The sequence below is a fragment of the Acidovorax sp. LjRoot204 genome, from assembly GCF_056175785.1.
Genome location: NZ_JBGFFF010000130.1, coordinates 1 through 12,504 on the forward strand (window position 1 = coordinate 1; position 12,504 = coordinate 12,504).

At 68.7% G+C, this 12,504-nt stretch carries 12 protein-coding genes; 4 read left to right on the forward strand and 8 right to left on the reverse strand.

Annotated elements, in window-relative coordinates; genetic code table 11:
* Positions 1–73: 73 nt before the first annotated feature.
* Both AC04MI_RS18980 and AC04MI_RS18985 read left to right on the forward strand, forming a co-directional pair.
* The gene (locus AC04MI_RS18980) at positions 74–1,108 is read left to right on the forward strand and encodes a Bug family tripartite tricarboxylate transporter substrate binding protein (protein ID WP_476498426.1); all 1,035 of its coding nucleotides are present in this window, start codon (positions 74–76) and stop codon (positions 1,106–1,108) included.
* An 86-nt stretch (positions 1,109–1,194) separates the two neighbouring features.
* Positions 1,195–1,974 (forward strand): GNAT family N-acetyltransferase, encoded by a 780-nt coding sequence (locus AC04MI_RS18985; RefSeq protein WP_436078628.1) that lies wholly within the window; start codon positions 1,195–1,197, stop codon positions 1,972–1,974.
* A 158-nt stretch (positions 1,975–2,132) separates the two neighbouring features.
* Here AC04MI_RS18985 and AC04MI_RS18990 read toward each other — a convergent pair whose 3' ends face one another.
* The 7 genes from AC04MI_RS18990 to AC04MI_RS19020 form a co-directional block, all read right to left on the reverse strand.
* The gene (locus AC04MI_RS18990; protein ID WP_056067588.1) at positions 2,133–2,798 is read right to left on the reverse strand and encodes a methionine ABC transporter permease; all 666 of its coding nucleotides are present in this window, start codon (positions 2,796–2,798) and stop codon (positions 2,133–2,135) included.
* A gap of 15 nt (positions 2,799–2,813) precedes the next feature.
* The gene (locus tag AC04MI_RS18995; RefSeq protein WP_056744393.1) at positions 2,814–3,860 is read right to left on the reverse strand and encodes a methionine ABC transporter ATP-binding protein; all 1,047 of its coding nucleotides are present in this window, start codon (positions 3,858–3,860) and stop codon (positions 2,814–2,816) included.
* 155 nt (positions 3,861–4,015) lie between these two features.
* Complete coding sequence (locus AC04MI_RS19000) at positions 4,016–5,224, reverse strand: MFS transporter (protein ID WP_436078627.1); 1,209 nt, start codon at positions 5,222–5,224, stop codon at positions 4,016–4,018.
* A 216-nt stretch (positions 5,225–5,440) separates the two neighbouring features.
* The gene (locus AC04MI_RS19005) at positions 5,441–6,400 is read right to left on the reverse strand and encodes an ABC transporter substrate-binding protein (RefSeq protein ID WP_476498427.1); all 960 of its coding nucleotides are present in this window, start codon (positions 6,398–6,400) and stop codon (positions 5,441–5,443) included.
* Between the two features lie 145 nt (positions 6,401–6,545).
* Positions 6,546–7,538, reverse strand: coding sequence for an NAD(P)-dependent oxidoreductase (locus AC04MI_RS19010; RefSeq protein WP_436078626.1), 993 nt, complete (start codon positions 7,536–7,538; stop codon positions 6,546–6,548).
* 21 nt (positions 7,539–7,559) lie between these two features.
* Complete coding sequence (locus tag AC04MI_RS19015; RefSeq protein ID WP_436078625.1) at positions 7,560–8,708, reverse strand: acyl-CoA dehydrogenase family protein; 1,149 nt, start codon at positions 8,706–8,708, stop codon at positions 7,560–7,562.
* Entirely contained in the window at positions 8,705–9,523 is an 819-nt protein-coding gene (locus AC04MI_RS19020; RefSeq protein ID WP_476498428.1) for a class II aldolase/adducin family protein, read from the reverse strand. The genes AC04MI_RS19015 and AC04MI_RS19020 overlap by 4 nt, the downstream gene beginning before the upstream one ends.
* A 234-nt stretch (positions 9,524–9,757) precedes the next feature.
* Between AC04MI_RS19020 and AC04MI_RS19025 the strand changes: the two genes are divergently transcribed.
* Positions 9,758–10,783: an ABC transporter substrate-binding protein gene (locus tag AC04MI_RS19025; RefSeq protein WP_436078623.1), complete on the forward strand. Its 1,026-nt coding sequence runs from the start codon at positions 9,758–9,760 to the stop codon at positions 10,781–10,783.
* A gap of 116 nt (positions 10,784–10,899) precedes the next feature.
* The gene (locus AC04MI_RS19030; protein ID WP_436078677.1) at positions 10,900–11,496 is read left to right on the forward strand and encodes a putative pterin-binding protein; all 597 of its coding nucleotides are present in this window, start codon (positions 10,900–10,902) and stop codon (positions 11,494–11,496) included.
* Between the two features lie 147 nt (positions 11,497–11,643).
* Here the strand turns inward: AC04MI_RS19030 and AC04MI_RS19035 are convergent.
* Positions 11,644–12,504 (reverse strand): MFS transporter (locus tag AC04MI_RS19035; RefSeq protein WP_476498429.1); only part of this gene is annotated, 861 nt, incomplete at its 5' end.

Genomic DNA, 12,504 nt, shown 5'->3' on the forward strand with positions numbered 1-12,504 from the left:
GCCACGGGCTGACGCCATGCACCGACGTCCCTAGCCCAGCAACCACAAGAAACACAACCCAACGGAGACAACCATGCCACGCATTGCAACCCCCCACCACCCACCGTCAACGCCGCCCACAACGCCCTCCACACGCCGCCACCACCTGCTGGCGCTGGCCGCCCTGGCTGGCGCTGCCTGTGCCCTGCCCAGCGCACCGGCGCACGCGCAGGCCTGGCCGGCCAAGCCCGTCACCATCGTTGTGCCCTTTGCAGCGGGCGGCACTACCGATGTGCTGRCACGCGCGCTGGGCGAAAAACTGGGCACAGCCCTGGGCCAGCCCGTGATCGTGGAAAACCGGGGCGGCGCGGGCGCCACCATCGGGGCCGACTACGTGGCCAAGGCSCCTGCCGACGGCTACACGCTGCTGATGGGCGCGGTGCACCACACCATTGCAACGAGCGTGTACAAAAAGCTCAACTACGACTTTCAAAAGAGTTTTGCACCCATCACCACCGTGGCGCTGGTGCCCAACGTGCTGGCCGTGAGCGCGGCCACGCCCGCCAAGGACGTGAAGGAGCTGGTGGCGCTGATCAAGGCCACGCCCAACAAGTTCTCCTACGGCTCCAACGGCGCGGGCACGGCGCAGCACCTGATCGGCACGCAGTTCGCCACGTCCATCGGCCAGCCCCTGCTGCATGTGCCCTACAAGGGCAGCGGCCCGCTCACCACCGACCTGCTGGGCGGGCAGGTGTCGATGTCGTTCGACACCGTCACCCCCGTGCTGCCGCACATCAAGGCGGGCAAGCTGCGCGCCCTGGCGGTGACCACGGCCAAGCGCTCGTCCACCCTGCCCGATGTGCCCACACTGCAAGAAAGCGGCTTTGCGGGCTTTGACATCGGCACCTGGTTTGGTGTGCTGGCCCCCGCCCGCACGCCCGCCGATGTGGTGGCGCGGCTGAACACCGAAATGGTCAAGGTCATCCAATCGCCGGACTTTCAAAAGCGCATGCACGACATTGGCGCCGAACCCATCGGCAACACCCCGGCGCAGATGGCCGAGCAGATTGCGGCCGACACCGCACGTTTTGCCAAGCTGGTGGCAGACAACAAGATCACCACCGACTGACCGAGTGGCCAAGAGCAGTTGCACAGAGTTGTCGCACAGGGTGGCGGGCGAGGTGAATGGTCAAGGTGGGTTGGTATAAACCTGCGATGACCGACACCGCCGCCTCCATCGCCAACACCGCCCCCGCAGCCCTCGTCCGCGCGCTGGAAGAACGCGCCTTCAACGCCTGGCCCGCGCACCAGACGGTATTTCACCGGGGCTGGGTGTTCCGGCTGTCGGGCGGCTACACCAAGCGCGCCAACTCGGTCAACGCGCTGGTGCCCGGCGCGCCGTTTGACGGCGTGCGCGAGGCGGCGGCGGCGCTGTATGCGCGGCATGGGTTGCCCGCCGTCTTCCGCATCTCCCCCCTGGCCCCGGCCGAGGCCGACCAGGAGCTGGCGGACGCGGGCTACCAGCATTTCGACCCCTCGCTGGTCCTGCACCGGCCGCTGGCGCCGGGCTCGGTGCCCCGGCCCGATGGCAGCACCGTGGTCAGCGCCTCGCCATCGCCCGCGTGGCTGGAAGGCTTTGCGGCGGCCAACGGCGTGGCGCCGCACCACCGCAACCTGCACCGCAGCATCCTCGACGCCATCGCCCACCCGGTGGGCTATGCGCTGCAACACGACGCCCAGGGCCATGCCGTGGGCTTTGGCCTGGCGGTGCTGGAGCGCGGCGCGGTGGGCCTGTACGACCTGGCTGTGGCGCCTGAACACCGGGGCGGCGGACGCGGGCGCGCGCTTGTGCAAGCGCTGCTGCACTGGGGCATGGAGGCCGGTGCAACCAGCGCCTACCTGCAGGTGCGGGCGCAGAACACGCCTGCGCTGCGGCTGTATGAATCGATGGGGTTCAAGACGGCCTACGGCTACCACTACCGGGTGCCGGGCTGAGATTGGCTTCTGCACCTCTCCTAGAGGGTGCGAGAGAGCCAGGACCAGCGCAGAGCCCCCCGCAGTGCCTCCCCGCGTGGGTTTGAAGCCAAACAGGCCGCCAGCGCTAGTGAATCATGCGCTAGCAGCTATTGATTCAATAGCAAACCATTCACCGCTCAACGGTGGCTCAGCTTGCGCACCGCCCAGTCGCCCAGGCTTTGCACGGCCTGCACAAAGAAGATCAGCACCAGCACCACGGCCAGCATGATCTCGGGCAGAAAGCGCTGATAGCCGTAGCGGATGCCCAGGTCGCCCAGGCCGCCGCCGCCAATGGCTCCGGCCATGGCCGAGTAGCCGGTCAGGCTCACGAACGTGATGGTCAGGCCCGCCACGATGCCGGGCAGAGCCTCGGGCAGCAGCACCTTCCACACGATCTGGCTGGTGGTGGCACCCATGGCCTGCGCGGCTTCGACCAGGCCGTGGTCCACCTCGCGCAGCGCGGCCTCGACCAGGCGGGCCACAAACGGGGCAGCGGCAATGGTCAGTGGCACCACGGCTGCGGCCGTGCCGATGGACGAGCCGGTGATGAGCCGCGTGAACGGGATGATGGCCACCAGCAGGATGATGAAGGGCGTGGACCGCACGGCGTTGACCAGCCAGCCCACCAGCTTGTTGACGGGGCCGTTCTCCAGCACCCCGCCGTCATCGGTCAGGCGCAGGAACACGCCCAGCGGCACCCCCAGCAAGCCGCCCACCAGGCCGGAGATGCCGACCATGATGAGCGTCTCCCACAGCGACGAAGCAAACAGATCCAGCATGGCTGGCGTGAAGTTGTTGAACATGATGTGTGCTCCCTCTTAACCGGCCACGGCCACTTCTTCCACCTCGACCCCGCCCGCGCGCAGGTGTGCCACGGCGCCCCGCACGCTCTCGGCCTCGCCACTGGCGTACACGGCCAGCGAGCCAAAGGTTTCGTCCTGGATCTCATCCACTTGCCCGTGCAGGATGCTCATGTCCACGCCAAACTGGCGGATCAGCTGCGACAGGATGGGCTGGTAAGCGCTGTCCCCGGCGTACGACAGGCGCAGCAGCTGGCCGGTTCGTCCTGCGCTCAGCTGGCCTGCCAGCTTGCGCACATGGTCCAGCACGCTGGCGGGCAGCTCTTGCGGCAGGATCTCGTCGATCAGGCTCTTGGTGATGGCCTGCTGCGGGCGGGTGAACACGTCCAGTACCCGGCCCTGCTCCACGATGCGGCCGGCCTCGATCACGGCCACGCGGTCGGCCACCTGCTTGATGACCTGCATCTGGTGCGTGATGAGCACCACCGTCAGGCCCAGCTCGCGGTTGACCTGGCGCAGCAGGTCGAGGATGGAGCGCGTGGTCTCCGGGTCCAGCGCCGAGGTGGCCTCGTCGCTCAGCAGCACCTTGGGGCGGCTGGCCAGCGCACGCGCAATGCCCACACGCTGCTTTTGCCCGCCGCTGATCTGCGCCGGATAGCGGTCGGCCAGGGCCGACAGGCCCACCAGCTCCAGCAGCGGGTTCACACGCTCGCGGATGGCGGCCTTGTCCATGCCCGCCAGCTCCAGCGGCAGCGCGGCGTTGTCAAACACGGTGCGTGACGACAGCAGGTTGAAGTGCTGGAACACCATGCCGATCTCGCGGCGCGCCTCGCGCAGCTGCGCGTCGTTCAGCTGGGTCAGGTCCTGCCCGCCCACGATGACCTGGCCCGTGGTGGGCCGATTGAGCAGGTTGATCACCCGCACCAGCGAGCTTTTGCCCGCGCCGCTCTTGCCGATGATGCCGAACACTTCGCCCGGCTGGATGGTGAGGTCGATGCCCTTGAGCGCCTCGACCGGGCCTTGTGAGCCCTGGTAGGTTTGGGTGATACCCCGTAGTTCGATCATGAAACACAAAGGGCCGCCACACGCCGGGCGGCGCGGGTTCGGCCCCAAAAGACACAAAGATCAGGGAATGTACTATTGCGCCATAAAGAATCAAACTATCAAAAAATAAAGTAATAAGACATCAAAGTTATTTGCACGGTGCGGCCGACTCCAGACTACGCTCCCGCGGGCACCGCCACCCGGCCATTCACCTTGCGCGACACCAGCGCGCCCAGCACCAGCACCCCCAGTGCCGCCACCGAGAACACGGGCGCGATCCAGCCCCGGTCCACACTGGCCGCCACCAGCAGCACGCCCAGCGATTGCCCCAGGAACAGCAGGCACGCAAACAGCGTGACCGCCGTGCCCCGGGCCTCGGGCGCCATCTGCGTGGCCTGCACCTGCAGCGTGTTGTGCAGCATGTAAAACCCCACCCCGGCAAAGAAGCAGCCCAGCACCCCCCAGGCCGCCACCGGCCCCCAGGCCAGCAGCAATAGCCCGGCGGCGATCAGCGACGCACCCATCAGCGCCAGGCCCCGCTCACCCAGCAGCGCCAGCCAGCGGCGCGCCAGCAGGCTGTAGATGAGCCCGCCCACTCCATACAGCACCATCACCCCGCCGGCCGCCGAGGCCGACAGCCCAAACCCGTCCACCATGCGTGCGGGCACAAAAGCCAGCGTGCCAAAGGCCAGGGCGCCCTCCACCGCCACCACGGTCAGCACCCAGCGCACCCTGGGCATTCGCAGCAGCGCGGCCGTGTTGGCCAGGTACGCCGACAGCGAAAACGCGGGCGGCACCGCACTGCCAGCCGCAGGTGCCGGCGTGCTGGCCGCCATGGCGCGGGCTTGCCGCCACAGCAGGCTGGCGGCGGTCAAAAACAGCAGCGACAGCACCACAAACGCAGCCCGCCAGCCCAGCGCCTCGACCGCAAAGCCGCCAAACCACTGCCCGGCCATCATCCCCGACACCGTGGCCACCATCAGCTGCGCCAGGGTCTCCTGCCGCTGCTCGTACGGCACGTTGTCGCCAATCCATGCCATCGACAGCGGGATGATGCCTGCCGCCGACGCCCCCATGGCAGCCCGCGCCGCCACCAGCACCGGCAGCGTGGGCGCCAGCGCCGTCACGCCGCTGAAGAGCGCACAGGCAAACGTGGCGCCAATCACCACGCGCACCTTGCCCAGCCGGTCGCCCAGGGGGCCATAGAACAACTGCAGCACGCCATAAGACACGGCAAACGCCGCGATGACGGCCGACGCATCGCCCGTGGTGACAGAAAACTCGCGCGCCAGGGACACCAGCATCGGGTCGCAGACACGCATGGAAGCCATGCTGCAAAAGGCTGCCAGGCTGATCACCCGCAGCATCGTCGAAGAAGAGGTCATATGACCCGATTGTGGTGCGGCCAGCGCAAGGTTGCTGGCGCGGGGTGGCATGCACCCCGGTGGCTCAAGGTCAGGGAGGGGCGCGTTGGACACACCAGCGCGTTCCGTTGATGGTTGGCGAACGACATCCAGCGCATCAACCCGCCCAACGCCCACCGGGACGGACGGACTGCAAACGGCGAATGCCGAACGGCGAACGGTCGGGAGCAGCCGTCCTCAGCCCTTGCCCACATTGAAACTGGTGTCGAACGTGCCCCGCACATCCAGCCTCTGCTTGATGAGGCCTGCCGCCAGATAAAAGTCGGCCGTCTTCTGCTGGTCGGCCAGCACCTGGGCGTCGATGTCCYGCCAGCGGGTGGCGCGGCGCTCAAACTGCAGCTGCGCCGCATCGGCCGGAATGCCCACGATGCGCGCCAGCGACTGGCCAAACGGCTTGGCGTTCTGGTACGACCACACCTGCGCACGCGCCACGCGCTCCTTGAAGTCCGCCAGCGCTGCACGCTTTTCTGCCAGGGCCGCATCGGTGGCCGCCAGAAAGCTCAGGCCCGACCACAGGCCCCGGCCGCTGACCAGCACGCGCGCATGGCSGCTGRYCTCGGCCAGCGCGGTGTAGGGCTCCCASGTGGCCCAGGCATCGACCGAGCCCTGCGTSAGCGCSAGCTTGGCGTCTGGCGGCGGGATGAAGCGCAGCTGCACATCGTCGGCCTTGAGGCCTGCCGACTCCAGCGCCTTGAGGGTGACCAGATGGCCGATGGAGCCCCGGTTGGTGGCAATGCTCTTGCCCTTGAGGTCGGCCGCCGTCTTGAGCGGCGAGTGGGGCGCCACCAGCACGGCCGTGCCGTAGGCATCTGAGCGGCTGGCCGCAAACGCCTTGACCCGGCTGCCCGCCGCCAGCGTGAACAGCAGCGGCGCATCGCCAATGGGGCCAAAGTCCACCGCGTTGGCGTTGAGCGCCTCGGCCAGCGGCGCAGCCGCCGGGAACTCGCTCCACTTGATGTCGTAGGGCAGGTTCTTGAGCTCGCCCGCTGCGTCCAGCAGCGCCTGCAGCCCACCCTTCTGGTCGCCCGCACGCAGCAGCACGCGCGACGAGGTTTGGGCATGGGTGAGGACGGGCGACAGGAATGAACTGGCAGCGACCGAGGCGGTCAGCAGATGGTGGAATTGGCGGCGCAGCATGGTGTGGTCAATGAAGGCAAGGTTGATTCGGCATTCATTGCATCACCCACCCCACGCGGCGCCAACGAAGGCTTGCAAGCATCCATATGCGGTTTTCGCATGCGCGCGCGGGGTGTGGGTGGGGTGGCCCGCTGGCCTGCGGCGCTCAGTAGCCGCGCTCCCTGTCCACCACGTCGTGCAGCGGCAGCCCGACCACAAAGCGCTGCAGGTTGTCCACAAACTTGCGCGCCGTCACCTCCGCAGCTCCTTGTGCGGCCCACGACACATGCGGCGTGATGCGCACACGCGGGTGGTGGTACAGAGGGTGGCCGTCGGGCAAAGGCTCGGGGTCGGTCACATCCAGCGTGGCGCCCGACAGGCGGCCCGCATCCAGCGCATGCAGCAGTGCCTGCTGGTCCACCAGGGCGCCGCGCGCAATGTTCACCAGGTGCAGCCCCGGCCGCGCATGGGCCAGCGTGGCCGCGTTGATGAGGTGGTAGGTCTGGGCGGTGATGGGCAGGGCCAGCACCAGGTGGTCAGATGCCGCCAGCAGCTGCTCGATGGAGCCCACCGCCTGCACGCCTTCACCCCCTCCATCCACCGGCGCACCCCCACGCCGCAGCGCCACCACCTGCATGCCCAGCGCCTGTGCACGCACGGCCACCGCGCGGCCAATGGCGCCATAGCCCGCAATGCCCAGCGTGCGGCCCTGCAGGGTGCCGGGCAGGTGCTGGTCCACCCGCGCAAAGGTCTCACGCCATGGGTCGGCCCCTTGCACGCGCAGTGTGTCCCAGTCGCGCTGGTGTGCCAGCAGCGCCGTGATCACATATTCGGCAATGGGCACAGCCGCCACACCGCGTGAACATGTCACCAGCGGCACCTGCAGCAACCAAGGCGGAAAGAAATCGATGCCCGCCGACGCCACATGCACCCACTGCAGGCCCCCCGGCCAGCCCGCCGGGGGCTGCGCGGGCGCATTGCGCCAGCCATTGCGCGGGCCGGTGAACAGCACATCGGCATCAGCGGCGCGCTCCCAGGCAGGCACAGCGGCATCGTCGGCCAGGGCCACGGGCAAGCCCGCTGCGGCTACCAGGGCATCGGTCTCGGCACCGGTCTGGTTCAACACCACCAGGGGGCGGGGGGCCAGCACGGCATTCATGGCGTATCCGTTCTCACCGTCTCAGCCCAGGTCCAGCGCGCGGCGGCCTGCGGCAATGTGGGCGCTGTCCTCCTGCGGGGTGTGCACACGGCCACACAGCACGTCGCGCAGGTGGCGCTCCAGCGGGTTTTTGCGTGCCAGGCCGTGGTTGCTGGACAGCTGCAGCGCCGCCTGCACCACGTCGATGGCGTTCTGCGTGGCCACGGTTTTGACGAGGCCGCTGTCCACCGCAGGCACCAAGGTGCCGGTGTCCAGGTCATGCGCCACGCTGGCGATCAGCCGGTCGTTGGTGAGCAGCAGGGCCTCGATGCGGCCCACGGCCTCCTGGGCGCGCGGCAGGCTGGACAGGGGTGCGCCCAGGTTGGCGGGCGTGCGCCCGCGCAGAAAGCGCACCACCCAGTCGCGCGCCGCGCGGGCCACGCCGGTGTACAGCGCGCCCAGCATCACCGTCATCTCGGCCAGCATGGCGGGCTCGCCACGGGCCCAGTCCTGCGGCAGGCGCACATCCAGCGCGTGGTCGTGGGGGGTCAGCACGTCTTGCAGGATCACATCGTGGCTGCCGCTGGCGCGCAGGCCCAGGTGGTCCCAGGTGGCGTCGATACGGATGCCGGGCGAACCGGCCCGCACCAGGAATGAGCCCACGCGCGGCACCTCTTCATCGGTGCGGGCCCACACCACGTACCAGCGCAGGATGGGCGCGCCGGTCGAATAGACCTTGTGCCCGCTGATGCGCCAGCCCTCGGCCGTATGCCGCGCCACCGTGGCAGGCAGGCCGCCACGTGCGGGCGAGCCCAGCTCGGGCTCCACGCGCAGCGCGTTGATGAGCGACACCTCGTTGTGCGACTCGTGCACCAGCTGCCGGGCCAGCGCCTGCGGCCAGGGYGAGCCGGGCCGCCCCATGCCGCGCTGCTGGATGTACTGCATGGTCAGCACCAGCGCCGTGGCCGGGCAGCCCTGGCCCACCGCGCCAATCACCTCGCCTAATTGCGCGGCCGACGCGCCCTGCCCGCCCAGCGTGCGCAGCGCGGCCAGCGCCAGCAGGCCGGCCTGCTGCAGGTCGGCAAAGTTCTGGTGCGGAAAACTCCCGTCCCGGTCGTGCGCCACGGCGCGCTCGGCAAACTCCGCCGCCAGCGTGCGCGCCACCTGCCCCCAGGTCAGCGGCGCGTTCATTGCAGCACCTCGGGCTGCTGCCGCACAAGGATGTCGAACAGGCTCCTGAAGGCAAACTGCGCGCCGCCGGGCCCGCCGATCTGTGCATGCGTGTGCTGCGCGGTCTCATGGCGAATGGGTTGGGGAGTGCCCGCCGCCTCGGCCAGCAGCTGGGCCTGGCAGGCGTTCTCCAGCGCGATGTACCACCACGCSGCSGCCTCCACCGWSGGGCCCGCMGTCAGGATGCCGTGGTTCTGCAGGATCACCGCCTTCTGCGCCCCCAGCGCCTTGCCAATGCGAAAGCCCTCGTCCGTCTCCAGCACCACCCCCGTGAAGTCGTCGAACAGCGCGTGGTCTTCATAGAAGATACACGAGTCCTGCGTCAGCGGGTCGAGCTTGCGGCCCAGCGCAGACCACGCTTTGCCGTATGTGGAATGGGTGTGGGCCGCAGCAATGATGTCGGGCCGCGTCTCGTGCAACGCCGCGTGGATGGCAAACGCCGCGCGGTTCAGCGGGCCCTGGCCGATGACGATCTCGCCTGCCGCGTTCACCAGCAGCAGGTCGGACACCTTGATCTGCGAAAAATGCACGCCCAGCGGGTTCACCCAGAAGTGGTCCGTCCACTCCGGGTCGCGCGCAGTGATGTGGCCTGCCAGCCCGTAGTCAAACCCCTGCTGTGCAAACAGCCGAAAGGCCACGGCCAGGTTCTCCTGCCGGTAGCGGCGCTCGGCCTGCACCGTGGGGCGCGGGCTGGGCGCATCAAACCAGTCCTTGCGCTGCGGCGTGGGGTTGCGGGCGAGGTCGGTGGCGGGCAGGGGCTTGAGGACGGCAGACATGGGCGGCGGCTTTCCAGATCGGTGAGGTGGACGAAAGAGAAACGAACCCGCCCACCATAGGGGCGCCCCCGCCCCGCGCCAACGAAGAAATCCGCGTGACCACATGCGGTTTTCGCATGCACCACGGTGGGTGCTGCGTTTGCCGCATATCGATGCTACGCAATGGTCTTTGCGCTGCCGCCGGGCTTGTTGGAACCTTGTGGCTTGACACACCGATCCACACACCAGCCTGCCATGCCCCATACCCCTCCTTCACTGAACCGCCGCCATCTCCTCCAAACCGGTCTGGGCGCCGCCGCATGGGCGGCCACAGCGGGTGTACCCGCACTGGCGGCATCGCCCGGCACGCCCGACCTGTCCAAGGTCACGCTGCGCATTGGCACCTACAAGGGCCTGTGGCGCGCGCTCATTGCCGCATCGGGCCAGGGCAAAACGCCCTACCGCATCGAATGGCGCGAGCTGAACAACGGCGTGCTGCACATCGAGGCCCTGAACGGCGACGCGCTGGACCTGGGCTCGGGCAGCGAGATCCCCGCCCTGTTTGCAGCGCGGCAGAAAGCGCAGGTGCGCTTCATTGCTGTGGTGCGCGAAGACCTGAACAACCAGGTCACCCTGGCCCGCAAAGACGCCCCCATCCAGCGCATTGCCGACCTGAAAGGCAAACGCGTGGGCTATGTGCGCGCCACCACCTCGCATTACTACCTGAGCAAGCAGCTGGCCGAAGCGGGCTTGTCGTTTGCCGACATCACGGCCATCAACCTCACCCCGGCCGATGGGCTGTCGGCCTTTGACCGGGGCGACCTCGACGCCTGGGCCATCTACGGCTACAACGGCCAGCTGGCACGGCTGCGCTACGGCGCCCGCGTGATCAAGACCGGCGTGGGCTACCTGTCGGGCAACTTTCCCATCTATGCCAACCCGCGCGCGGTGGACGACCCCGCGCGCCACGCCGCCATCAGCAACTACCTGCTTCGCCTGCGCCGCGCTTACCAGTGGGCCAACGGCAACTACCTGGACTACGCCCGGGCCCAGTCGGCCGAAACCCGCGTGCCCGTGGGCGACCTGATCGAGCTGTGGAACAGCCGCAGCACCGACTACGACCTGCGCCCCGTGGACGACGCCGTGGTGCAAGGCCACCAGGCGGTGGCCGACACCTTTTTGCAGCTGGGCGTGTTCGACGGCCCCGCGCAAGTGGCGCCCCTGTGGGACCGCAGCTTCAAAAACGTGCTGCGCCCCTTCGCGATCGACAAGGCGGCCTGACACGTACAACCCCCGCCGCCGCCGCCACACCCCGTGCCACTTTTCGCGTGGCGGGGAGCACCGCTTGCGCTTACCATGCGCCCCTGATTTCCATCAAGGAGGACCCTCCCATGAGCATGAACAAGCGCAACTTCGTCGCCACCGGCATGGGCCTGGCAGGCCTGTGGACCGCCACGGGCAGCAGCCACGCCGCCACGCCGGCCAAGGCCCCCAGCGGCCCCACGCTGCTCACCATCAGCGGCGCCATCACCCAGTCCAACCGCGGCGCGCTGGACACCACCATCGACCAGATGATGGGCAAACACGGCATCCAGTTTGACAAGGCCTTCGCGCTGGACGCCGCCGCGCTGGCGCGCATGCCCGCCGTCACCATCAAGCCCACGCTCGAATACGACAGCAAGCCCCACACCCTCAAGGGCCCCCTGCTCACCACCGTGCTGGCCGCCGCCGGTGTGGCAGCGGGCAGCCCCGTGCAACTGGGCCTGCGCGCGGTGGACGGCTACAACGTCAACATCAGCATGGCCGACGCCCAGGCCTACCGCATGATCGTCGCCACCCACGTCGACGGCCAACCCATGGCCCTGGGCGGCCTGGGCCCGCAGTGGGCCGTGTACGACGCGGACGTGCTGCCCGCCTTCAAGGACAAGCCCGTGAAGGAACGCTTTGGCCTGTGCCCCTGGGGGCTGTACCACATTGAGGTAAAGAAGGCCTGAGCCCGCGCAGGCCCACCGCCGACGGGCCGGTGCACAGCAAAGCACCGCAACCCCGCAGCCAACAAAAAGAGCGACCCTAGGGTCGCTCTTTTTTTGATAGCTTCCAGCGCTTGATTCACTAGCGCTACAGCCATATTTCACCCCAAATCAGCCCCGGCGGCGCCCCATGCGCACCGCCAGCGCCGCCAGCGACCCCACGGTGGCCAAGCCCACCACCCCCAGCCAGCCCCACTGTGCCAGCGCCAGGCTGCCCAGCGCCGCCCCGGCCGACATGCCGATGAACATGCCGGTGAACAGCAGCGCATTGAGCCGGCTGCGCGCTGCAGGGTCGATGCCGTACACGATGGTCTGGTGCGCCACCAGTGTGGCCTGCACGCCAAAGTCAAAGCCGATGGCACTGACCACAATCAAGCCCAGCTGGGCCTGCGCAGGCAGCAGTGGCGCCAGCGCCATCACCGCAAACGACACGGCGGCCAGCCCGGCGCCATAGCGCGTCACCACCTCGGGCCCACGCTTGTCGGCCAGGCGCCCGGCCAGTGGGGCAGCCAGTGCACCCGCAGCCCCGGCCAGGCCAAACGCACCTGCCGCTGCCGTGCCCAGGTTGAACTGGCTGTGCAACATCACCGCCAGCGTGGACCAGAACGCGCTAAAGCCCACGGCCAGCAGCCCCTGCGCCCAGGCCGCACGGCGCAGCGCTGCGTGCTGGCGCCACAGCGCCACCATCGAGCCGATCAGCGCGCCATAGCCCAGCTGCGTGGTGGGCGCAAAGCGCGGCAGCCCGCGCCACACCGCCACCGTCAGCAGCGCAATGGCCACCGCCGCCGCCACATACACCGTGCGCCATCCCCACTGCTGCGCCACAAAGCCGCTGACCACGCGCGACAGCAAGATGCCCAGCAGCAACCCCGTCATCACCGTGCCCACCATGCGCCCGCGCTGCGCGGCCGGGGCCAGCGTGGCGGCAGCGGGCACCACGTCTTGCGCCACCGTGGCGGCCAGGCCCACGGC